The sequence below is a fragment of the Paenibacillus sp. J22P165 genome (genome assembly GCF_059692015.1).
In genome coordinates this window covers 391,261-414,760 of sequence record NZ_JCAUAP010000004.1, presented here as the reverse complement: position 1 = coordinate 414,760, position 23,500 = coordinate 391,261, and the positions used below count along the sequence as shown (strand labels likewise).

Annotated in this window: 18 protein-coding genes; all 18 read right to left on the bottom strand. The window is 45.3% G+C overall.

Translation table 11 applies throughout. From position 1 onward, the window contains the following. Positions 1–148: 148 nt before the first annotated feature. The 18 genes from AC58QM_RS12095 to AC58QM_RS12010 all read right to left on the bottom strand — a co-directional run bounded on the left by AC58QM_RS12095 (position 149) and on the right by AC58QM_RS12010 (position 23,497). Complete coding sequence (locus AC58QM_RS12095; protein WP_497284186.1) at positions 149–802, bottom strand: hypothetical protein; 654 nt, start codon at positions 800–802, stop codon at positions 149–151. A 311-nt stretch (positions 803–1,113) separates the two neighbouring features. Beyond that, entirely contained in the window at positions 1,114–2,004 is an 891-nt protein-coding gene (locus tag AC58QM_RS12090; protein WP_497284469.1) for a glycoside hydrolase family 43 protein, read from the bottom strand. A gap of 24 nt (positions 2,005–2,028) precedes the next feature. Then, positions 2,029–3,684 (bottom strand): MGH1-like glycoside hydrolase domain-containing protein, encoded by a 1,656-nt coding sequence (locus AC58QM_RS12085; RefSeq protein ID WP_497284184.1) that lies wholly within the window; start codon positions 3,682–3,684, stop codon positions 2,029–2,031. A 48-nt stretch (positions 3,685–3,732) separates the two neighbouring features. Beyond that, positions 3,733–4,611: a carbohydrate ABC transporter permease gene (locus AC58QM_RS12080; protein WP_497284182.1), complete on the bottom strand. Its 879-nt coding sequence runs from the start codon at positions 4,609–4,611 to the stop codon at positions 3,733–3,735. Between the two features lie 17 nt (positions 4,612–4,628). After that, positions 4,629–5,522: an ABC transporter permease gene (locus AC58QM_RS12075; protein ID WP_497284180.1), complete on the bottom strand. Its 894-nt coding sequence runs from the start codon at positions 5,520–5,522 to the stop codon at positions 4,629–4,631. 106 nt (positions 5,523–5,628) lie between these two features. After that, the gene (locus AC58QM_RS12070) at positions 5,629–7,290 is read right to left on the bottom strand and encodes an extracellular solute-binding protein (RefSeq protein WP_497284178.1); all 1,662 of its coding nucleotides are present in this window, start codon (positions 7,288–7,290) and stop codon (positions 5,629–5,631) included. Positions 7,291–7,397: 107 nt separating this feature from the next. Beyond that, on the bottom strand, positions 7,398–9,062 hold the full coding sequence (locus tag AC58QM_RS12065) for a response regulator transcription factor (protein ID WP_497284176.1): 1,665 nt from the start codon (positions 9,060–9,062) through the stop codon (positions 7,398–7,400). Beyond that, positions 9,063–10,805, bottom strand: a complete 1,743-nt coding sequence (locus tag AC58QM_RS12060) for a sensor histidine kinase (protein WP_497284174.1) — start codon at positions 10,803–10,805, stop codon at positions 9,063–9,065. A gap of 218 nt (positions 10,806–11,023) precedes the next feature. Then, the gene (locus AC58QM_RS12055) at positions 11,024–12,430 is read right to left on the bottom strand and encodes an MATE family efflux transporter (RefSeq protein WP_497284172.1); all 1,407 of its coding nucleotides are present in this window, start codon (positions 12,428–12,430) and stop codon (positions 11,024–11,026) included. A gap of 186 nt (positions 12,431–12,616) precedes the next feature. Further along, positions 12,617–13,903 (bottom strand): histidinol dehydrogenase, encoded by a 1,287-nt coding sequence (hisD, locus tag AC58QM_RS12050; RefSeq protein WP_497284170.1) that lies wholly within the window; start codon positions 13,901–13,903, stop codon positions 12,617–12,619. A 45-nt stretch (positions 13,904–13,948) separates the two neighbouring features. After that, positions 13,949–14,896: an aldo/keto reductase gene (locus tag AC58QM_RS12045; protein ID WP_497284168.1), complete on the bottom strand. Its 948-nt coding sequence runs from the start codon at positions 14,894–14,896 to the stop codon at positions 13,949–13,951. A gap of 33 nt (positions 14,897–14,929) precedes the next feature. Beyond that, a complete protein-coding gene (locus AC58QM_RS12040; protein ID WP_497284166.1) occupies positions 14,930–15,721 on the bottom strand; it encodes a phytanoyl-CoA dioxygenase family protein in 792 nt (263 codons plus the stop codon). A gap of 42 nt (positions 15,722–15,763) precedes the next feature. After that, entirely contained in the window at positions 15,764–16,783 is a 1,020-nt protein-coding gene (locus AC58QM_RS12035) for a Gfo/Idh/MocA family protein (RefSeq protein ID WP_497284164.1), read from the bottom strand. A gap of 30 nt (positions 16,784–16,813) precedes the next feature. After that, complete coding sequence (locus tag AC58QM_RS12030) at positions 16,814–17,644, bottom strand: carbohydrate ABC transporter permease (RefSeq protein ID WP_497284162.1); 831 nt, start codon at positions 17,642–17,644, stop codon at positions 16,814–16,816. Positions 17,645–17,660: 16 nt separating this feature from the next. Further along, positions 17,661–18,548 (bottom strand): carbohydrate ABC transporter permease, encoded by an 888-nt coding sequence (locus AC58QM_RS12025; RefSeq protein ID WP_497284160.1) that lies wholly within the window; start codon positions 18,546–18,548, stop codon positions 17,661–17,663. 80 nt (positions 18,549–18,628) lie between these two features. After that, positions 18,629–20,068: an extracellular solute-binding protein gene (locus AC58QM_RS12020; RefSeq protein WP_497284158.1), complete on the bottom strand. Its 1,440-nt coding sequence runs from the start codon at positions 20,066–20,068 to the stop codon at positions 18,629–18,631. A gap of 173 nt (positions 20,069–20,241) precedes the next feature. Further along, entirely contained in the window at positions 20,242–21,087 is an 846-nt protein-coding gene (locus tag AC58QM_RS12015) for a PIG-L deacetylase family protein (protein ID WP_497284156.1), read from the bottom strand. 166 nt (positions 21,088–21,253) lie between these two features. Further along, positions 21,254–23,497 (bottom strand): helix-turn-helix domain-containing protein, encoded by a 2,244-nt coding sequence (locus tag AC58QM_RS12010; RefSeq protein ID WP_497284154.1) that lies wholly within the window; start codon positions 23,495–23,497, stop codon positions 21,254–21,256. Positions 23,498–23,500 lie beyond the last annotated feature (3 nt).

Sequence of the window (23,500 nt, the reverse complement as noted above, 5' to 3'; positions counted from 1 at the left end):
AGGTACAACTAATAGACATCGCATGGGAACTTTAGTACCTTAAAGTGATAGGGTGTCCCAAAGTAGGTGAAACTACTTTGGGACACCCTATTTTTGTATGTGAGATGCGTGACAATTGTACCTGTTGCACACTTCAGACATTACTCGATTATTTCGAGTTATGCAGCTGCTTTTGCTCTTTCTCTCGCGCGTAACTCGATTTTTTCGAGTTACGCAGCTGCTTTTGCTCTTTCTCTCGCGCGTAACTCGATTTTTTCGAGTTACGCAGCTGCTTTTGCTCTTTCTCTCGCGTGTAACTCGATTTTTTCGAGTTACACAGTTGCTTTTGCTCTTGCTCTCGCGTGTAACTCGATTTTTTCGAGTTACAGTGCTGCTTTTGCTCTTGCTCTCGCGTGTAACTCGATTTTTTCGAGTTACGCAGCTGCTTTTGCTCTTGCTCTCGCGCGTAACTCGATTTTTTCGAGTTACGCAGCTGCTTTTGCTCTTGCTCTCGCGTGTAACTCGATTTTTTCGAGTTACACAGTCGCTTTTGCTCTTGCTCTCGCGTGTAACTCGATTTTTTCGAGTTACAGTGCTGCTTTTGCTCTTTTTCTCGCGCGTAACTCGATTTTTTCGTGTTACACAGCTGCTTTTGCTCTTTCTCTCGCTTGTAACTCGATTTTTTCGAGTTACGCAGCTGCTTTCGCTCTTTTTCTCGCGTGTAACTCGATTTTTTCGAGTTACGCAGCTGCTTTTGCTCTTTCTCTCGCGTGTAACTCGATTTTTTCGAGTTACACGGCTGCTTTTGCTCTTTCTCTCGCACGTAACTCGATTTTTTCGAGTTACAGTGCTACTTTCGCTCTTTTTCTCGCGCGTAACTCGATTTTTTCGTGTTACGCAGCTGCTTTCGCTCTTTCTCTCGCCTGTAACTCGATTATTTCGAGTTACACGGCTGCTTTTGTTCTTTTTCTCGCCTGTAACTCGATTATTTCGAGTTACACAGCTGCTTTCGCTCTTCCTCTCGCATGTAACTCGATTTTTTCGAGTTACACAGCTCCATACGCCTCCCGAAGCTTCTCCAACACGCAAAAAAGAGCCACCTCCCGGCAGCTCTTACTTTCCTTCTCAAACCCTCTATGTCGCTCGTACCCGCAGCTTGCCCTCAACCTCTTCAATCTCAAGAAATAGCGGTCGCTCATTCGGCGTCTGGTTCGGCGTGTGAATCGCGAGCATCAATGCTCCGTCAAAAGCATGGAACATCATCGCATGTCCGCCATCGCTTTGGAATAGTGCCTCTTCCTCCTGCTCCCACGGTCCCAACACATGGCCTGAAGCAGATTTCGCAACACCTAATGCATAGGTGTTATGAATGAAGCTTGCCCACAACATGAACAATTCCCCATTCGCTGCACGATAGAAGGAAGGGCCATCCGTTACGTAGTTGTCCTGTCCTGGGTAACGGGGATGCTGGAAGGAAGTTGGCCATTTCGCATGTGATGCGGAAAAGAGGACAACTGGCTCGCCAACGATATCCCTCAGATCCGTAGTCAGTCGTACCGCACAAACTTGGCCATCACCTACCTGCTGCCATTCACGGCAAAACACAATCCAAGGCAACCCTTCCTCATCGACGAACAGCGTTCCATCCAGCGAACACCAGTCCTTCGGCGTAACGGGACCCTCACTATGAGGCGTAAAAGGGCCTAACAAGCTGTCACTGATCAAAACAGCCGTTCCTAGTAAATTATTATCCTTCCGGCGGAAGGTTGCGAACATATAATAACGGCCCTCGTACTTGTGCACTTCCGGTGCCCAGAAATTATTCTCGGAATAGAAATCCTCACCGGGCCTAAAAACCGTGTAAGGTCCTTCCCACTCCTGCAAATCTCGCCCTACATAGGCATTAAATCCCGTTCCCTTGCCCCAGATATTCGAGTCCGTGCTGCCGAATAAATAATACTTCCCTTCTTCTTTTACAGGGACAACGAAGGGATCCCTTATTTGGATATCCCTATTTTTTAGCATAGACATACTTAATTACCTCCCATTTTACCGATACGTTGGATAAATAACGCCCACATCGCGCACACTAACAAACTGCCCTTCTGAAAGCTCAACCTGCTCGTTCCCTTTCACAAGAAGCGGAATATCGTGACCTTCATAAGTGACAGTCCCCTCGATGGTCCGCACACTCATACCAATAATCGCTTTCAGTTGACCGCTGCGATCCGTCACTGCTCTAGTGCCGAACGGTATCTGCAAATAAGCTTCCCCGTACCGATACACAGTGCTGCCTTCTCTCGTCGTGACGAACTCAAACGTGATTCCATCTATGATTCGACTATATCCCGTCTCTGCTGCCATGACCTCCCCATGATCTTGCGGATACGGTACCAATGAAGTGAACCATAGCGCTCCATCCGGCCTTGGCAAAATACCGCAAAACCGCTCAACAAAGTCAATCAGGCACAGGATAGCCGGAGAGTAAGACTCCGTAAACCCTTCTTTTCCCGTCCACGGGCTTACCGTTTGGGCAAATCGAGTCATCTGCGCTAAGGCTGTAATGATCGGGTTCAATACCCAGGTCAACTCCACATACCGATGATGATGCTCGAACGCATGCGGCGTACGAATCAAACTCAAAAAATTTGACGTCCCTGCCCATGTATTGTAGCTTGAAAACGGATCGAAGCGCGGATCATCCATCGCAATGGATGTGAAGGGATATTTGGCGAAAAACTTGCTCGTGTTGAGCAAATATTTCCGCAGCGAAGCTGCGAAGAACTCCCCATCGCCTACTTCACACGCCAAGACTCGCAATAAGAGATCAGACTGAACACGAACGAATTCATCATTCCGATCGCGATCATAGAAGAAGGCATCACCTTCATCGAAACAATGAGCGAACAAACTGTCTAAGCTTATCCCCGCCTTTACATTCCACTCCGATGCTGCTTGCTCGTCCCCTAGCTCTTGCGCCATCCGTGACAAGTAGAGACGCTGACAATACACATTCGCTGTCAGATCAGGCGCTAAGAAAGGCAAGGTTGGTGAATCTGGATTATACTGCCGAGCATCATCCAGATGCGCTGAATCGGGTACATGCCAGAATCGTGGAGACAAGTCATGCCCTGTATCGAACGTACAGAATGCCTCTACACAGCCGGTATTCCGAGTATTACGATACATCGCTAGCCATTCATCATGACGTACCATCGCTTCATACATTTTCCTCAAAAACGATTGATCTCGCCCATTCAATTCATAATGATTCCACACACTTCTCGCCAGCGGGGTAACCATTTGAATCTGTCGAAACGCCGGGCCATTCTCGGTCACTTTATATGGAAGCTGACCATCTTCCTTCTGATAATCGGCGAACAACTGGAAAGTATCCTCCGACACCGTAGGAAGAAACCTGGACAGCAGTTCATTGTTGATCGTCCCTGTGCTTTCCATCCAACAACCTAGATAAATGCCACCCTCGTGCAAAACAGGCGCATCCCCCATCGTAGGTACGATGCAATCAAACAACCTGCTCAGCGCATTGTAATACGTTTCCTCCAACCGACCACCAGTCGATGTAAATTTAACCCCTGATTGGAGCCACTCGTTCAGCACATCACGATCTTTCGCCTTTTTCAGTTGACCTAATTGTTCCTCTACGGACATCGCCCGAAGACGATTTAAGATGTTCTCACTCATCATCATTGCCTCCCCAAAAGAAATGGACTGCCTAAGGCAGCCCCTGTATTAACCTTTCACACTGCCCATAACTAGGCCCTTCATGAAATATTTCTGTAAAAATGGATAAAATACTAAGATCGGCAATGCCGCAAGGAAAACTTGTGCTGCCTTGAAAGTACGGTCGGATACCTCTGACATGTACAGTTCCGTTGATGAAAGCGTACTGGAGTCAGGATTGACAATGATCGTTTGCAAATAGCTTTGCAGTGGATAATTCGAAGGCGAGTTCATGTAAATTAAGCCATCGAACCACGAATTCCAATGCATGACTACGGTAAAGAGCGTGATCGTTGCCAACGCAGGTTTGGACAATGGAATATACATACTCCATAGCACCTTCCAGTGACCTGCTCCGTCGATGTACGCTGCTTCTTCAATTTCTTTAGGTAAATTTCGAAAGAAGTTCAATAATAAAATCATATTGAATACATGTACGGCCCCAGGAAGGACTAATGCCCAAATGGTATCGAGCAAGCCGAGTGCTTTCATCGTCATATAGCTAGGAATTAATCCGCCATGGAAAAGCATCGTTATAATGAAGAACCAAGCATATACATTTCTTGAACGAAGCGTCGTTGTTTCTTTCGAAAGCGGATAGGCAATCAGGATGGTAACAACCATATTAATCGCATAGCCGAGCGCTACTCTTTGAATGGAAACGAACAAGCCTTCAAGGAATTCCTTCTTCGTTAATGCATGTTTATAAGAGGCGATCGTGAAATCCACAGGCCAGAGCTTGACGAAGCCTCCTGCCGCAGCGCTGCTAGAGCTGAAAGAGACAGCTAGTACGTTAATCAGCGGCAATAGACATAGGAATGCTATCAAACCCAACAAAATATAGTTGATTAACAGAAATAATTTTCTGCTTGTTGAAACTTTTTGCATAGCCTTTCCCCCTTACTTTAAAATATCCGATAACCGGTATACCGATTGGCAAGCTTATTCGAAATGACAATCAAAATGAAAGCAATCACGGATTTAAACAATCCTACCGCCGTTGCTACACCGTATTGCGCATCCACTAACCCGATCCGGTAAACCATCGTATCAATAATATCTCCTGTACTGTAAACCATTGGACTGTACAGATTGAACACTTGGTCGAACCCTGCGTTCAGTACATTTCCTAAGCTCAGAACAGTCATCAGCGTGACAATAGGCAGCATGCCGGGAATTGTAACGTGGAGTGTTTGCTTCCAACGATTAGCTCCATCTACAACCGCAGCTTCATACAAAGACTGATCTATTGCCGTCAGGGCAGCTAAATAAACGATCGTGCTATATCCGAATTCCTTCCACGTGTCGGAAGCGACAAGTGTAAATGGAAACCAGTTTTCGTTACCAAGGAAAAAGATCGGTTCGATACCTAGCAGGCCAAGCATCTGATTCACAATGCCGCCTGAAGGCGAGAGAATATCAATGAGAATGCCGCCTAGGATGACCCAGGACAGAAAATAAGGGAAGTAAATAATGGTTTGAACAGTCCGTTTGAAGGCCGTGCTGATGACCTCATTTAAAAGCAGGGCAAAAATGACGGGCACAATCAAGTGTACGATGATCTTCATAACAGCAATGAATACCGTATTCCATACCACACTACTAAAATTGGGCATCTCCAGCATATAGCGGAAATTATCAAGCCCGATCCATTTGGAATGAAAGATTCCTTTGGAAGGTACAAACTTTTGAAACGCAATAACGATCCCCGCGATCGGGACATAACTAAAGATTATCGTAAGAATAACACCAGGTAACAACATAAGATGCAAAGGAATTTCCTGCAGTTTTTTGTTCATCTCCGTTTTACTCCTCTCCATTTGCATAATGGTACAAATAACGAAGGGGAAAGCAGTGTACGACCGCTTCCCCCTAAGCTCCAATCCGTATTAAGCCGCCAACTTCTTATTTACTTTTTGCATACCAGTCGTTGACTTCCTTCGTAATTTGCTCTCCGCCAAGCTTCTTCCAGTCTTCAACGAATTTATCAAACGTATCGATGGATTGGCCCATAATAATCTTTGTAAATACTTCTTCTTCCAGTTTCAGAAGCGATGCATTTTTCTCAACCATCGTTGGTGTTGCTGCACCATAGAAAGCATCTAGCATGTAGTTATCGTCTTTTACGTACTTGCTAATAACGTCGAAGCTGCTCGGCGAACCGAATACACGCTCCGTACCCCAATTCGCATTGTTTCCTTTACGGTAATCTACGATTTTGTCGTAGTAACCCTTCTCTTCCGTCGTCAGCTTGGATGCATCGTTCGCAGCAATCGCACTCAGCGTATTGTTATGCGCGTTCAAGTTTTTGTTTGCTGGCTCTGGGTTCATAAGGCTGTACAAATACACAGGTACGTTCGTAGGGCTGAAGCTCATCTCTGGTTTCGGCTTCTTGCTTTCGTCATATCCATCCATTGCGAAGTTCAGAAGCTTAATAATTGCTTCCGGATTTTTGCTTTTTTTGCTAACAGCATAATAACGTTGAATTGGCATTTTACCGATTGGTGTAGCCTTCTTATCATCGACAGACACCAAAGGAATCGCTTTCCAATCTGCTTTTGGATCGTTATCGATGTTCTTCTGGATGATTGACAATGGGGCAGACATGCTGCCGTAGAAGATACCTACTTTGCCGCCAACAACAGATTCCGTTACTTTCGCGCGGTCTTTAACTCCGAATTCCTTATCGAGCAAGCCTTGCGCGTACATATCTTGGAGCTGCTTCAGTGCCGTCTTCACTTCTGGCAGTACACTTCCGTAGACAAGCTTGTTACCAGACGCATCCTTCACCCATTTACCCGCATAAGCATGATAGCCTGAGAAGAAGCCCGTAGTTCCAAAATGCGTATCCGCTAAAAATGATTTGGTAAATGCCATTCCGAAGGTATCATCTTTACCGTTTCCGTCAGGATCCTTCTTCGTGAATGCTTCCGCAACAGCCAGAACTTCCTTCATCGACTTCGGCTCCGTGAGTCCAAGCTTTGTTAACCAATCTGCTCGTACGTACAAAAGTGGCAGACCGTCGATTGCCGATGATGTCTGAGGAATCGCCATTAGCTTGCCGCCAATCTTAGCTGTATCGAAAGCCTTCTGATCCTGCTGCAGAATACTCTTAGCCATCGGGGATGCATACTTCTCATACAGCTCCGTCAAGTCGTAGAGCATATCATTATCAGCCAAATCCGTAAGTTGCTTGTTTTTCAGCCACATGACATCAGGAAGGTCCCCTGCTGCGATCGCCACATTCAACTTTTGATCGAATTGCTCAACAGGCACGGTCCATTGATATTTCAAGTTAATGTTCAGGTCGTTTTGATACGCTTTGGTATAAATATTATTTTCAATCGTGTCGCCATTCTCGTACTTGTAGGTTGCTTCTGTGTAGCGCCAAGCTGTAATATCCACCGGTTTTTCATATTTCGCCATCAAGTTCGCTGCAGACGCAGAAGTTGCAGGCGTCGCTGTTGAATTACTATCCTTTGAACCCTCTGAACTACAAGCAGAGAGCACCAATAGTCCTGCTGCAGAGAGAATAACGGCCGATTTAGCTTTATCTCTTTTTCTCATGTGAACCTCCCCGAAAGATCTGAATGTACTAGAGTTGCTACATCTCTAATGGTAATGCGCAATCAATCGGCATTCAATATTCATGTCTTTACATTTGAATCACTTGTTTACTTGTTGAAAATGGAGGTCCGATACTCCAGTGGTGTCATGTGCGTAATCTTGCGAAAATAGCGGGTAAAGTTCGTCGCTGTTCCATAGCCAACCTGTTCAGCAACCTCTTGGATTTTAATATTCGGATTCTCCAGCAAGCTCTTGGCTCTTGTCATACGGGTGGCGGAGATGTAATCAGATAAATTGGTTCCTGTGACTTGTTTAAATAATCGTGACAAATAGGACGGATTAAAATACACCAGCTCCGCCAACTTCACCAGTGACACCTCATCTGGGTTATGAAGATGATCCTTAATGTGCTTTTGGATCAAAGAAATAATTGCATTTGCCCTTCTCTCTTCTTCTTGATTCTGAAGATTGAATAGAATTTCTTCTACACGGGTCAGATACTCAAATGCCGCCCGCCATGACTCATGCTCGCCTGGCTGCATAAGCTTGTGCAGGCCAATTTGGGTCGCAACAGTCTCTACCAGATTCCAACGGTTCATATAGGATAAGAAAACAAGTCCAATGGAATAATAAAGCTCTTGTGCAGGAACATCATGCATGCTGTCGATATTCTTCAACGAATCCGCACAAGCAAGTAACGTATTGCGGAACTCTACACGTTGACCATGCTCCAATTGATCGGCTAGTTGGTCCAATTTGGCTTGCCGGATCTGCGACTTCTCACGCTGACTTCCATCCGACTGCTGAAGCTCATACTCCACCATGTGTTTATCTAGAAGCAGCATGCCACCACCTTGGCCAATTCGATAATTCATCAGCATCGTAAGCGTCGCGAACCGCTCTGCTGTGCCGCCCCATGCTACCGTACTATCATCCAAAACAAAGGAAAGTATTTCACCGACTGATTCGCGACAGGCTGCTTGAACCAACTCCAAATTCCCTTTTACGAACGTCAGCGTGCGCTCCCATCCCTCTTGCTCCAAGTTATCTTCTAGGGGCTGAATTAGCCAAATAAGATCCATATGCTCATTCACTGCATCGATAAAAGAGACATGAGATGACATATATTGTTCAGCGATTTTCTTGATCCTGTACAGCTGCCTAGACTTCTCCGAATACGTCGTCTTGTTAGACAAACTATTGCTTCTTCCCAGCATAATGAGGACAGGCTGATCCGCTTTCAGCGGTATTCCTAGCTCATCGAATTGCTCTTGATTAATTTCCCGCACATCGAGCTGCTCATTCAGAATCTGCTTCACATAATCGTTCTGGAGCATCCCCCGCATATCGTCCAACTGCTCCTGAGCGATCTTCAGCAATGACTGCGCCCTCAACTCTGTTTCAATCTCAGCAACAGTATGTTCAACCATTTGTATGACTTTCTCGTAGCCTTCGGTCTTCAGTAAATAGCTGACTCTTTCATACTGAATAGCCGAGTAAATATAGGAGAATTCATTATAGCCCGTGAGAAAAATAACCCTGCATTGCGGCCATCTTTCCCGTATTTTCTCCAGCAGCTGCAAGCCATCAAGTCCTGGCATCCGAATGTCCGTAAGCACGATATCAAAGCGTGTCCGATCGAATTGCCGCATAGCCTCGATACCCGAGTAAGCTTTATACACATCTAACTCCAGCTGAGGAATGCTCTGTAGAACCTCATATACCCCGTCTGCAATAATCATCTCATCGTCTACGACTAGCACCCTGTACATTTATACGCCTCCATTCGTGTAATCGATCTGAATCGTCGTCTTCAAGCCGCCCCATTCACTGCGTTCCACCACTAACCCGCTGGTCTGTCCGAATTTCAATCGAATTCTTTGGTGGATGTTCAAAATGCCTGTCGTCTCCACCCCATCTTGGTTGGATAAGGCAGCTCTAAGCAGCTCGATTCGTTTCTCATCGAGTTCCTCGCCGTTATCTTCAACGATCATATGAATCACATTGGCGATCTTAAGAATACGAACCCGCAAAATGCCGTTAGCCGGCTTCCTTTCCAGTCCATGTTCAAAAGCGTTCTCAATTATCGGTTGGAGAATTAACCTCGGCACCATGACATGTCCAACATGCTCAGGCAGTTCATCGAATTCAACTCGCAGCCGATTCGAGAATCGCATAGCTTGAATATCCGCATACACTTTGGCATGATTCACTTCTTTCCAGAGCGGCACCTCATCTGAACTATTCCGCGTAACGAATTGGAAATATTCCCCCAGTTGATTCGTAAATTGCTCCAGATTCTCATAGTCACCAAGCCGTGCCATCGTACTCAGAATAAAAAGGTTATTGTACAGAAAATGAGGATTAATCTGGGATTGAAGCTGCTTCAATTCCGCCTTCTGTGTTAAGATTTGCTGTTTATAGACTTGATCAATTAAGGATTTCAAATTTCCTAACATGACATTGAACCGCTTATAAATATACTGAAATTCATCGTTAATCGTATGATCAATCTGAACGTCTAGATCACCATGCTCGATTTTACGGAAAGCTTTAACCAGCTTATCCAGCGGTTTGTGAATATATTTGTACACATATAACGAGTATATAATAATAATAAAAAGCGCTACTATGGCTAGTAAAACAAACCAACTTCTATACTTCTGCAGCGGTTGAAATACAGCATTTTCCGGTACATATTTGCTTAGCACAGCGCCAAAAAAATGAGAAGACGCGTATACAGCGAGGTAATGCTTGTCATTGATGATGAGCTTCTGCGCCTTGCCCATATTCACGTCGCTCGTCATGCGGGCAGTGATCTGTTGATCAAAAGCCGGATCATTGCTAGTTGTGATAACAAACTGAGAGCTGTTAAAAATCAGTCCCTCATCCTGCGAATTCACCATAAATTTCAAATGTTCTTCTAGCTTTTCCTTCGACAGTTCGATGGCTACAATAAAGAGAGGACCTCTCTTACTACTTGGTGTAGAGAAAGGATACACAGCGCTCAAATACATTCGACCGTCAACATTCATCACTTGCGAATCCAATGTCAGCGGAATGTTTCTTAATTTTTGAAAGGCTTGCTGATCAAAAGAAGAGATCGTTAGCGCCGACACATTCTTCTGAATGGCCGGGATGTAAGCGTACACATCCTTTATATATGTGCTGCTGTTCCGAATGGCATTGAGACGCTGCTGGAGTCGCAGAATACTTTGCATTTTCTCAATATCATTCAAGGAATCCGGAATCGCTCCTAAGGCATTCAAATTGTCATCACTTAACACATCGTACTGCAGTGTTTGAATGCGTCGAAATTCCTCTTCCAGCCCACTGAAATACCCTGAAACTTGCGAGATCATCGATTTGGATATTTCGTCTTGCAGCGTTCGAATTCCCCAATTGTAAATTATCATGCTAAGCAGGTAGAGTGGCAAAAGAATGCAAATAAATGAAAGAATTAATCTTCTGAGTGCATTCTTCTTCCAAGGATGTCTCGTTAGATTCAGATTCATAGTAGTCCCCCTTTTGTGGAAAACTTATCCACTTTTGTGATACTTCGGATCATTCACGCGATGACCGAAAGATAGTTTAGTAACAATACTAACATGAACAAAGCCAAGAAAGAAGTCAACGCTCCGTCTCGTGATCCGTATTCTAGCAGTTAAGCTTCAATTTCCCAAACAAAAAAGACACCCTCTCATAAGAGAAGGTATCTTCCGAAGGTCTCTCCTTATTTGGCATCCGTAGCTGGCTCGATCAATCGATGACGATACCACTGATCCCCTTTGAAGCGTAATAGGAAGATAAGCCCACGAACACCCCATTCAATATTCATCGCTAACCATACACCAATAATCCCCATGTGAAACATGATGCCAAGCACATACCCCAGAACGATTCGGAACAACCACATGGACAGCATCGATGTCACGGATGTGAATTTGGAATCACCCGCAGCTCGAAGCGCTGCTGGCAAGAGAAAGCTGATTGGCCAGAGAGGCACTTGTGCAATCGCATTGATTAACACGATAATGAAAAGCTCCCTAATGATATCATCCGGTGGGTGAAATATGCTGATCAGCGGCTTGAACAACGGAATGAGGATCAATGCCATCACGAAGAGTGTAAATGACGCCAGCCAGAGAAACGATTTGGCAAATTTGCGGGCGTCTTTCACATTTTGTGCCCCCATACATTGCCCAATTACTGTTACCGTAGTCAGAGATAACGCGGCTGCCGGTATCTGCAACACACCTGCCAGTGTGCCGCCAATTGCATTCGTCGCCATGGCATGCGTGCCGAGACTAACGATAAATATTTGCGTTACAATTTTTCCGCCATTAAAGAACATCTGCTCCGCCGCAAAGGGAAGCCCGATAAACAATATTCTCTTCATCATCGCCATATTGACATGCAGTAAATCGTACAATCGCATTTTAAAATTCGTATCTAATTTTACGACATACAATACGGCTATGAATGCCGCCAGAAATCTAGACACATTCACAGCGATGATCAAGCCATGTACCCCCATATGTAAGAAATGGATACATATCACATTCAAAAGTACATACGATAGATTCATAATCAAAGAGAGTTTCAAGGAAGTTCGGGACTTTCCAATCCCTCTAAGTGCACCGCAGACAGCTTCTACAATGGCAATCCCCACATAAGATACACTGCTCCCTATCAGATAGGTCTTGGCATAAGCGAACACCTCGGGAGAAGCTGTGCCAAACAGGAGCGTTAAGACTGGACTATGAAACAGAATCATTAACAAGCTAATGCCAAGCGCAAAAGCCGAAACCAAGGAAACGGAGCTAGCTGCAGCTTTGGCTACCATCCCGTCATTTCCGCTTCCTTTATACTGGGCGACCACTACGGTTCCACCTGTTGAGACGGCTACGAACACGCTGATCAGAAATATATGGAGCGAATCAATCATACTTACTGCGCTCACTGCGGCAACACCTGACGAACTAATCATGGCAATGTTCACCAAGTTAAGGCCGACAAGGAAAGACTGATCAATCAGAATCGGTATGTATAAGCCAATAATCTGTTGATAATCCATCACTTTTCCGGAGAAATACTTATGCATAAAAGCTTTTCGTTTCAAGCTAAATGCAGTTCCCATCACATCATCTTCTTTTTCGTTATATTTATTTGTTAGGTAATCATTCTTCGACCTCGCTTGTACAATTCCTTTTTTTTCACTGGTGACTTCCTGACTTCCTTTAGACATTTGATGTAGATGAACAGGAAAAAAGCAAGTCTCCACCATCATGAATGGAAGAGCTTGCTTTGCTTGCGAAGCATTTTATTAAACAGATGACTTACTGCCATACCGCCGCACGCGCAGATCAGCTTGTTCCTTATGACCCATGAAATTCTCAATTTCACAGAGACGTGAAACATACTCTCCGACGATTGCGCTAGCGTCTTTCGTACATCGCTGATAGGTACAAGTTTTCAAAAATTTACCAACCCAGAGACCGCCCGTATACCTCGCAGCACCTTTGGTCGGAAGCGTATGATTCGTGCCAATTGCTTTATCTCCATAGGCCACATTCGTTTCAGGACCGAGAAACAATGCTCCGTAGTTCGACATGTTCGCCAAGAAGTAATTCGGATCCTCCGTCAGTACTTCGACATGCTCGTAAGCAAGTTTATCCGCTTCAATGAGGGCTTCCTCCAAGCTATCCACCACCAAAATAGTGCCATAATCACGCCAGGCGACGCCAGCAATATCAGCTGTCGGGAGAACCTTCAGCTGTTTTTCAATTTCAAGCAGCGTCTCCCTTGCCAATGCCTCGGAGGTTGTAATCAAGGCTGCCGGAGAAGTCGGCCCATGCTCGGCCTGACCTAACAAGTCAACAGCCACCATTTCAGCATCCGCTGTATGATCGGCAATGACCAACACTTCAGTCGGCCCGGCAATCAGGTCGATGCCCACCTTGCCGAATAGCTGCCGTTTGGCCTCAGCCACGTAGGCATTGCCAGGTCCGACCAGCATATCAACGGACTCGATCGTTTCCGTCCCGTGCGCCATCGCAGCCATCGCTTGAATACCGCCAAGCAAATAGATTTCATCCGCGCCTGCGAAGGCCATCGCACATACGGTCGCGGCTGGTATCTCCCCTTTAATCGGTGGCGTGCAGGCAATAACTTTTGGAACACCAGCCACTTTGGCTGTTAGGATGCTCATATGAGCCGAAGCTACCATAGGATAGCGCCCTCCAGGTATATAGCAGCCTACTCGCCCAACGGGAATATGTTTATGTCCCAGAAAAACACCCGGAAGGGTTTCAACTTCGAGGTCATGGATCGTTGCCAATTGCTTTTCGGCGAAATGGCGAATTTGCTGCTGAGCAAAACGAATGTCATCCTTCACACGATCGGGTACGCTGGCAATAATTTCTTGAATTTGAGCTTCGCTCAATCGGAAGCTTTCCGGCGACCAGTTATCGAATTTCTCCGAAATCTGACGGACCGCTGCATCCCCACGGCTAGCAATGGCTTGAATGACATCCTTAACGGTGTGATAGACCGTCTCTTCGCTAAGTGCAGATGATGATTGCGCATTACCTTGTTTGAGATAGGTGACCATGGTAATCTCCTCATTTTTCCGAATATTTGGATTGTCTGGCAATAATCAGACTGCCCACATGGAAGGCGAAATCACGAGTTCAGGTACTTCAGAGAATGCTGATTCCAATACTTGCAATGTCTTTTCGCTGATAGCAGGTGTGGCTAGAAGCGCTATATTATCTTGTACTTGCTTCGGCGTTTCAGCACCAAACACGATGCTTGCAATACCTGGCATATGGTGGATATAAGAAAAGGCTAATTCAGGTACAGACATCCCTTCTTGATCCGCACAAGAGCGTAATAAGGTAAGCCAATGATCAGCGACCTGCAGATTGCCCTTTAACTCGGTTGGCTGAAGGAAGAACAGGCCTTGGAGATAGATGCTTCTGGCAAACAGCTTCTTATTTGCGTTTCTAAGCATATCAAAGGTCCCATTCGCAAACATCCGACGATCCATGACGTTGATCGGTAATTGGATAATTTCGTAAAAATCATCCTGAAGTTCCTGCCAATTTGCCGCAAATTCCTGGGCTTCATAGGAAAGGAGCGACACCCCCATCGTGCCGATATTCCCTCTTTTCACCTGCTTACGCAGCAATTCAGTCACTTTGTCACCGAACACGCCTAATACATTCGGTCGATGCAGCAGCACGGCGGGAATACATGAGGTCTGCAAGCGTTCCAACGACCTTTGAACACTTGCTTCTATTTGTTCCTCCAAATGGGTAATCGTTGTTTCATGATCCACAGTCAAGTGGATTTTGGTTATGACATGGGCTGAGCGCTCTTGCTGTCCAAAATAAGTGCCTAGAACCTGCTCTGAGCTTCCATACACGCTAGCCGTATCTAGACAGGTAATGCCCCCCTCCATGGCAGCATCCAAGATACGTCCTGCCACACTCTCATCGGGCTGACCTAACTGATTCGCAATACCATAGGGCATCCCCAACTGCACAGTGCCGAGCGTTAAAGGGGAGATCGTAGATGTCCATAGTTTGTCGTAGCTTAACATAAAGAATCATCTCACTTTCTCTGACACATGCCATTATTCTCGCTTGCGAATACGCTTGGTATAAGGTGGGCGCCCAAACGGCTCTACAGGCACTTCACCCTGAGGATGGTAACCGAACTCATCTTTTCCTTTCATCATGAAAAGTTTGAAATCAGGGTAGATTTGCGGATCCCATCTCACCATCGTCTTGGAATAGCGAATCACAAATCCGATGCGCCAGCGCTCAGAGGTATTTGGACCGGAACCATGAATGAGGGAATCGACATGCATAGAAATGCCGCCTGATGGGATAATCATCGACACGGCATCCTTTTCGCTGAAAGTTCCTTGGTCCAGTTCGAAAGATAGAATGGCGTCCTCGCCTGCGATTTTATGTTGAATAAGACCCGCTTTATGTGTACCCGGAATAACCTTCATGGCACCGTTCGCTTCATCCACATCCGTGATAGCCAGCCAGACGGTAACCGTGTTATTCAGCGCAGTAGACCAATAATAGGAATCTTGATGCCAAGGGACAATCTTGTCTGAATGCGGCGATTTAGTAATAAACTCAGTAGCTGCCAAATAAAAATCATTGCCCAATACGCCTTCAACACAGCTGAGAATCTGCGGATGCGCGCAAATGTCATATAGAAAGCGGCTCGTCTTATGCCAGCCCATCATGTCAGATGGATTCTCATCCTGCTGCAACAAAGATATGAGCTGCTCATAGCCCCTTTGCATTTGCTTCGCTTCTTCACCTGGGAAAATAGCAGGTAGATCCAATAAATACCCCTGATCTTCAAAAAATTGTTGCTGCGCTGTCGTTAATTTGATCAATTCCATCATCAATCTCCCTTAGTCAAGATCGAATTGAGTGTCCTGCTTTCATTCAACAAGCACCTGCTCAGTGGTACCACCTCTTGCATAGGATTGGTTCAACACCTCCGCTACATATAGCGGGTAAATGCCATCTGCCAACGTACAAAGCGGTTCCACGCCCTCATCCAGGATGTGCACCAGGTGAGCGATCGCATTAACCATTGGGCTGGATTTGCCAAGATCATCTTTCTCTACTCGATCGAGCACAAGCTGACGCATGCCAGCTTGCACCGGATGAGGCTCGGTCCCATAGTATCGAATCTCAGTTCCACCTTGAACCATTTCGATCATGCCGCCTTCCAAGTACAGCACGAGTTCAAACAGATTGTAATTGCGGTCATCAAACGCCTCCGCGTACCCCGTAACCTGATTGTTTGCTACTGTAAACAAAAAGGAATAGGTCCAATCCTCTCTCTCATCCAAGTTGGTAGGCACACGCTCTACGACCTTTACCTGCTCGATGGTTCCTGCCACGTATCGCACCATATCGAATAGATGGGAACCGGTGTTAGAAATTCCACGACTATACCTTAAATGTATTTTCTTCAGCTTCCCATAGGTCTCGTTCTGGACTGCCCTACGGACCTGCATGGCTCCTTCACTCCATCTTCGTGATAAGTTAACGACGACGGTTCGTTCGCTATGCAGCTTGCATAAAGCGGTAATACGCTTCGCTTCTTCAAGCCCATTCGCTACAGGCTTTTCTAGAAAGATGAGCCTGGCCTTCGACTGCTCAAGCACGGTTTGAAGCAAGTCATACCTCACGGCAGGCGGCGTGCAAATACTGATGATATCCAGATGATGATCCCTTAGCATAGATGACAATTTCTGATCCCCATAGAATTGCGCCTCTGGTGCAATCACTGCCAGCTGTTCCGCCTGCTCTTGCCTTCTTCCGACGGCTGCAACCAACGCCACCTCTGGATGCAAATGATAGGCCATTGCATGGCTGTTTACTCTTCCTTTATAGGGAATATCAAAGGTTAAGCCGATCTTGCCAAGTCCGATTATCGCTGCGTGATACATGAAAGTCCCTTCTTTCATCGCACTGAAGAATTAACCTTTCAATGCACCTAAAGTAATGCCTTCCGTAAAGTATTTCTGAAAGTAGAGAAAAATAACTAATACAGGAAGCGTTGCGAACATTGCACCTGCCATGGCGATTCCATAGTTCGTTTCCAGTTCTGATATTTTTTGGGCAACTTTAATACCCACTGGTAAGGTATACGTCTTCTCTCCGCTTAACACGATGACTTGCCACACATAGTCATTCCACGTGTTAACAAATGTGAAGATCGCTAAGACGCCAAGACCCGGTTTGGCAAGCGGCAGGATGATGCGCCAGAAGGTTTGCCATTCTCCGCATCCATCGATTTTGGAGGCTTCTACCAGTTCACTTGGAAGCGTGCTCATGAACTGTTTTAACAGGAAAACACCGAAAGGCCAACCCACGACGGGCAATAGTACCCCCCATTTGGTATTAATGAGACCTAGCTCATTTAACAATTGAAAAAGAGGGATGAACAGCACCGTATGCGGAATCGTCATCGCTGCAATCATGAACGAGAACAGCCATTTAGAGCCTTTGAATGGAATTTTCGCTAAGGCATACGCGGACAACGAACTAACCGTGATCACCAGCACGGTGGCTATCAACGAGATAAACATGCTGTTATAAAACCAGGTGAACACAGGGCTATTTTTTATTAAGGACGTATAGTTATGAAATGTTGGGTGAATCGGTATCCATTCAGGTGGAATTTGCAGCGCAACCTTGAGGTTCTTGAGGGAACCGCTAACCATCCAGTAGAAGGGCCAGAGGAAGAACAAGGTTAATACCCATAGAAATAAATGGCCCCCCCATAGCGGTGACTTTTTATTCGGCATCCTCGTCCCACCTTCCTTAATATTCGTTATCTGATTTAAGCAGCTTAAATTGCACAAAGGCGATTAGGCTGATGATGACACATAAAACAATCCCCATCGCATTCGCAATTCCGAAGTTCATATTAACGAACGCCTGCTGGTAAATAAGCATCATGATTGTAGTGGTGCGATACGCCGGCCCGCCTCCCGTCATAATCATGATGATGGCGAATACTTGAAAAGCGCCGATCGTCCCCGTTACAACGACATATAATAGCGTCGGTTTTAACATCGGAAGTGTGATTCGAGCGAACATATGCCACGGTTTTGCTCCGTCCAGCGAGGCAGATTCGTAGAAATCCTTGGGTATTCCTCCAAGTGCCGCTGAAAAAACAACGACCGCAGAACCTACGGAAATGGTTAGCACAATAACCGACAAAGCCAGCGTGGCCGAGTTGACCCCCAACCAGTTAACGGCATTCATGCCCAATCGATCCAACACATAATTGCCAAGGCCGAACTGTCCGTTATAGATGTATTGCCAAACTAACGTTAGAGAAACAATCGATGTCACGCCTGGTATATAAAAGGCAGCTTTGAAAAAGGATTGCATTTTTTTCGGGTACGTATGAATCGTTACGGCGATCATCAAAGCAATAACCGTAATGGACGGCACTAGATATAAGACAAACTCCAGCGTATTACGAATCGACTTCCAGAACAGCGGGTCCGTGAAAATGGTGCGATAATTGTCAAGCCCTGACCAGTAGTACTTCGTATAATCAAAGCCATAGAAACTGCTTTTGATTGCTTTAAGAATGGGATACACGACGAACAGCACAAAAAACAACAACATCGGCAGGACGAATAACCAACCGCTGATTTCTCTACGTAAACGGATGCTGCTGATTTTCCCCTGTTTCATGGATTGCTCCTTCCTCTACCCGCTAATCTGTTATGGAAATGACGGCAGGAGACCACGGTCATCCTGCCGCCCAGTACCGATTATTTATTGTATTTGGCTATCGTGTCATTAAACTTTTTGGATATCGTATCAATCGTTTGCTTCGGCGTTGACATCCCGATGAACAACTTTTGAATCTCAGGGAACATCGCAGCTCTCATCTCAGGATAGCCTTTAATTCCCCAACCTGGGTCAATAACCGGCCATTCTTTCGTTTTCGTTGCTAACTTAGCAAGGAATTGAAGCTCTGGGTCACTTTCGGTCCAAGCAGGCGCTTTCCCAAGCGGATTAAAGGATTTCATAGCTGTTTGGAAAATCGTGTTATCTCTCATCGTCCAGTAAAGGAATTTCTTCGCCCATTCTTCTTTCACAGCATCCGAGTTCTTAAACACAACACCAAAGCCAACTTCAGACTTTAATGCCGCTTGACCAGGCGTTGTTGAAGGGAAGTTGACATACATATACTCATGCGGTCCACTTACACTTCCATCTTTCAAGCCGTTCTTGATAATATCGGAGTGAGATGCTGAAGCAACGACCATCCCGTTCTTCCGCTGCTTCCAGTAATCGAGTGCGTTCGTGGATGTCAATGTTTCAGGATGCGGCGTGACGAGCCCTTCATCGACGAGTGATTTGAAGAAGGTTAACGCCTTTTCCGATTCAGGGCTGTCACCTGCTGTATATTTCGTGTAATCAGCATTGAACAACTTCGCACCGTATCCGGAAATAATATTGTTATAGATTTGATCCCCTTGTTCATTCAATGCGAATAGTGTTAGTCCATAAACGCCTTTTTCTTTATTAGCTACAGCCTTCAAAGCTGCTTTGAACTGATCAGGCGTCCATGTCCGGAATTCATCCTGTGGAAGCAATTTCTCAGCTCCCGCTTCTTTCCATAAGGATTTATCAAGTATCAATCCGAGTTGGGTCGAATAATACGGCATCGTCACGACATTGCCGCCTACCGAGACCATTTTCATCATATCCGCACTTTTCTTCACTTGGGCCAAATCTTCAGCTGGAATAATATCCTCAAGCGAAGCCAGTGCTCCCATTTGTCCATACGCCAAAGTGCGCCCTGGATAGTCCAAAAATACGTTTGGAGCTGACTTGGAGGCGATGGCTGTTGTGACTTTCTCATTAATCCCATCAAAGGGGATAAGCTCAATGTTGACTTTGACATTCGGATGGAGCTTCGTCCATTCCGGCAGCAAATCTTCTTTAAACCAGTCACCAGCTTTTTGACCTGGTTTGTATGTGCCGTTCGGAGCCGCCCATACCGTCAGCTCGATCTTAGGATCTTCTTTTGGCGCTTGCGAGGCTGCCGCTGTCGGACTGGCGCTGCCCGCAGGTGCTGTACTAGGTGTAGGCTTACTAGCACCGTCGTCTGTGCTGCACCCTACCGTTGTCGCCATTAAGAGCGAAACACTAGTTGCCACAAAAAGTGATTTGAATGAACGTTTTTTCAAGTAAGAAATCATGCTCGTCTTCCTCCCTTTTCCTAATAAATATGAATGAGATGTGCAGAGTCTCTTCGCCTTGTTGGACTGCTCGAAAACGTTAACATTGTGAAGGTTGTATGCTCTTGCTGGAGAAGGGTAGGTAACATCATGTGAGTGGATTGGAAGATCGTAAAGAAGGGGAGGCCTACCAGTTACTCCGGCAGGGGAAACATCTCTCTTATACTCATTGTCGAGTAACTGAGGTGTCTCATGAGAAGATCACTTTCTTGCGCAGCTGCTGTCAGCGGCAGATGTTCATGGGTTTCGTTATAGACTCTGAAAAAGCCTTCGGCAAAATTAACACCAGCCGCTCGGCCATACTCGCCGTTATAGGATTCAAGCAGCTTACGGGCGAATAAGCCGCTGTAGCCTTGGCTTTTGAATTCGTCCATCGCTTTGATCTTCTCACCTACAACTGAACTGATATCAATAAATACATCATTACGAATGCCGTACAGACTTAATCCATCGATCGGACTTACCGGAAGGGAGGTTAAAAAGATTTGTTTGACTTGATACTCAGGCTGACCATCTAGATTTTTCAAATAAAGGGATACCTTGCTCAAGCCAGCAAAGGCCATTTGTGTTGCGATGGTATGGGGGTTGTGAAAGGCGGTATTCATGGGGTAATCACAGATGACGATGTCAGGCCGCTCCTTCGATACCTCTTCTGCAATTCGATTCACGATTTCTTCATTGACCGTTGAATAGTTGTCGTCGTAATCGAGCATGATCAGCTTGGCAATACCTATCGTCTGAGCTGCACGTTCCAATTCGCGTTTCTTATTCAACGCAATTTCTTCCAAGCCCGCCTGGAGGAGACTCGCATCGGGGTTTTCTTTGCGCCACTCCTCCGCATACTTGTTTGGATGAAGTCGTCCGCCGTGTGTCAAAATGAGCGCGACAACTTCATCCCCTCGTTTGGCATGAAGCGCGAGCGTCCCGCCGCAATTCGTAATTGTATTCGCGGGATGCGCGTAAATCGTCATAACTTTCATAGAACCCTCCTCGTTATCTCCGATTAATTGCGTAACCTACTTACAAGTTAGCATGTGCTCCTCGTTCTTGCGTAGGTGAAATTAATTAGATACACGTGGATTTCATTAGTCCTACAAGCAAATATAAAGAAATTGACCTATTTCTGATAATAACAAAGCTTCCTAATTAACTAATTTGCCCTAGAAGCTGCTTGCGAAATTGCGAAGGAGACAGTCCTGTATTCTCTTTGAACCAAATGCTAAAGTAATGCGGGTTCGTGAAGCCGATCTGCAATGCCACATCTTTGATTTTATTGGCAGGGTCCTCCAACAGACGTTTGGCATGTTCCATTCGCACTTGACCCACATAGTCTGTAAACCCAACGCCGACTTCTTTCTTAAATAATTGGCTGAAATAGTTCGCATTTAATCCAACCTGCTCAACAACGGAATCGATCCCAAGCCCAATATCGCTGTATTGCTCGTTAATAATCTGCAAGGATTTGAGAATATTCCGGCTATGCTTTTTCTCTTTCTGTTCATTCGCTCCTAAATGTTCCCTCAGAAGTGTAATGAATTGTCTGCCGTTCTTCTCAAGCGGTTGTGATAATAATTTCTCTTGCACATCACCGAACCATTTTTTGTCCATGACAGTGGACTGACCCGACTTGATTAACAACTTATACAAATGATTATAAAGTGCCGCCATGAAGGCATATAGAACATGCGGAACGAGATGACTAGCCCTCGCGTAAACGATTAGTTCTTCCATTACATCCGCACAATTGTCTATATCCCGTTCGTCCATATAATAGAGGAGCTTATTTTCAAAAGCTTCCGGATATTGTGACTTCCAAGAATCTCCGACAAAATAGATATTCGTTTGATCATCCATCTGCTCTCCGACGAGGTAATTGAGTAGCGCCTTCGCTTCTTCGAATGAGGTCTTAATCAGGTTAAAATGCTCGTAATGATTGCCAACAAACGCATAAATTTGTAGATCCTGCCGTTCTTTAAGTTCGCTGATCAACGCATGGATGTTCGGCAATTCCTCATCGTTCTCACCGTTAAATATCAGGCAATACTGTTCATTGGATAAATAGATGCTAATCATCTCATGCCTGTCTTCGAATTCGTGCATGATCGATTCCAACTTATCTAACTCTTCTTTCTCATAACTACTGTGCAAATGAAGCAGTACAACCCGAAAAGATGCCGCATCGAGCTGAAAGTTCAGTCGTTCTGTGAAATAGCTAGCTTCTGTTTCGGTCATTCTCCCTTCCAAAAGAGAGCGAACCAGCTTCTCCCTCATGAGTGGTTCACCTTCACGCACCTTATCGATCATATGATTGAAAGCCCGACCAAGATCTCCAAGCTCATCTTTAAACAAAGGCTGAAATTTCATATTCAGATTGCCATGCTCAACATTTCGGAGCATACGAATCATTTTACGGAGCGGCATAGAAATGGTTTTGGAAATATACACGGAGACAACGACCATCAGGATGAGAGATACGCCAAGAAAGGCTACCCATAAATTGTTGATATGTTTAAGATCCTTTAGCAATAAGCTCTGAGGGATCGTATGAACGAATGTCCATTGGGTCAAAGGGTGCTTCGAATAGGCTACGACATAGTCGTCAGATTCATTCGTATAATGACCTTTCGTCCCGGTTAATTGATCAATGTGAATAGGCGGAATACTTTCGCCGCTCCCTGCTGAGAAGATATAGCCGTTCGAATCAACGATGCTATTCGTGCCTTCATCCAGATTCGATGAAGCTAAGTAGTTGTTAAGTATCGTAGGGGAAATGGAAATGATGAGATATCCGAGGACTTGCAAATTATTTTTATCATAAATGGTCTTGAACATCACGATTGATGTTTGCTTATCACGCCACTTGATGAAGGACCATAACGAATTACTGCTTTTATTGTTTGCCATTTTGTCATACCAGCCCTGGCTGGTGAATTCATCACTGACCAAATAGCTAGGCGTGAAATTCATGCCAACTCCGCTGTCGTACACATTTTGAAACTTATCCACCAAATAAATGGCTTCGATCCCAATAAACCGAGCTGATAATTGCCTTAATTGATCATAGATGTAGTTGTAGGAAAGAATCCGTTCCATCCCATTCAAACTTGCGGCGTTCGCACTTAAAGGTTCTTGCACATTCTCATTGTAGACAAGCAATTGAGATGATTTCTCAATACTTTGGAAATAGCTGTCCATACTGCCTGTGAAATACTCAATCTTTTGCAGCATGGCATTGCCTTCTTGATCGGTCATCATTCGTTTGATGTACGTTGACGACAATAAGGCAAAGATGACGAGTGCTAGAAGTGTGACAAGCGAGAACGATAACCATAGCTTCTTCACCAATTTTAAATCGTGAAAAATTCTGAAACCATTCGAAAACATTCTCATACC

Coding starts and splice junctions, on each gene's coding strand:
- AC58QM_RS12090 (WP_497284469.1), bottom strand. CDS start 2,004: ATGCTAAAAAATAGGGATATCCAAATAAGGGATCCCTTCGTTGTCCCT.
- AC58QM_RS12085 (WP_497284184.1), bottom strand. CDS start 3,684: ATGAGTGAGAACATCTTAAATCGTCTTCGGGCGATGTCCGTAGAGGAA.
- AC58QM_RS12080 (WP_497284182.1), bottom strand. CDS start 4,611: ATGCAAAAAGTTTCAACAAGCAGAAAATTATTTCTGTTAATCAACTAT.
- AC58QM_RS12075 (WP_497284180.1), bottom strand. CDS start 5,522: ATGAACAAAAAACTGCAGGAAATTCCTTTGCATCTTATGTTGTTACCT.
- AC58QM_RS12070 (WP_497284178.1), bottom strand. CDS start 7,290: ATGAGAAAAAGAGATAAAGCTAAATCGGCCGTTATTCTCTCTGCAGCA.
- AC58QM_RS12065 (WP_497284176.1), bottom strand. CDS start 9,062: ATGTACAGGGTGCTAGTCGTAGACGATGAGATGATTATTGCAGACGGG.
- AC58QM_RS12060 (WP_497284174.1), bottom strand. CDS start 10,805: ATGAATCTGAATCTAACGAGACATCCTTGGAAGAAGAATGCACTCAGA.
- AC58QM_RS12055 (WP_497284172.1), bottom strand. CDS start 12,430: ATGGGAACTGCATTTAGCTTGAAACGAAAAGCTTTTATGCATAAGTAT.
- hisD (WP_497284170.1), bottom strand. CDS start 13,903: ATGGTCACCTATCTCAAACAAGGTAATGCGCAATCATCATCTGCACTT.
- AC58QM_RS12045 (WP_497284168.1), bottom strand. CDS start 14,896: ATGTTAAGCTACGACAAACTATGGACATCTACGATCTCCCCTTTAACG.
- AC58QM_RS12040 (WP_497284166.1), bottom strand. CDS start 15,721: ATGGAATTGATCAAATTAACGACAGCGCAGCAACAATTTTTTGAAGAT.
- AC58QM_RS12035 (WP_497284164.1), bottom strand. CDS start 16,783: ATGTATCACGCAGCGATAATCGGACTTGGCAAGATCGGCTTAACCTTT.
- AC58QM_RS12030 (WP_497284162.1), bottom strand. CDS start 17,644: ATGCCGAATAAAAAGTCACCGCTATGGGGGGGCCATTTATTTCTATGG.
- AC58QM_RS12025 (WP_497284160.1), bottom strand. CDS start 18,548: ATGAAACAGGGGAAAATCAGCAGCATCCGTTTACGTAGAGAAATCAGC.
- AC58QM_RS12020 (WP_497284158.1), bottom strand. CDS start 20,068: ATGATTTCTTACTTGAAAAAACGTTCATTCAAATCACTTTTTGTGGCA.
- AC58QM_RS12015 (WP_497284156.1), bottom strand. CDS start 21,087: ATGAAAGTTATGACGATTTACGCGCATCCCGCGAATACAATTACGAAT.
- AC58QM_RS12010 (WP_497284154.1), bottom strand. CDS start 23,497: ATGAGAATGTTTTCGAATGGTTTCAGAATTTTTCACGATTTAAAATTG.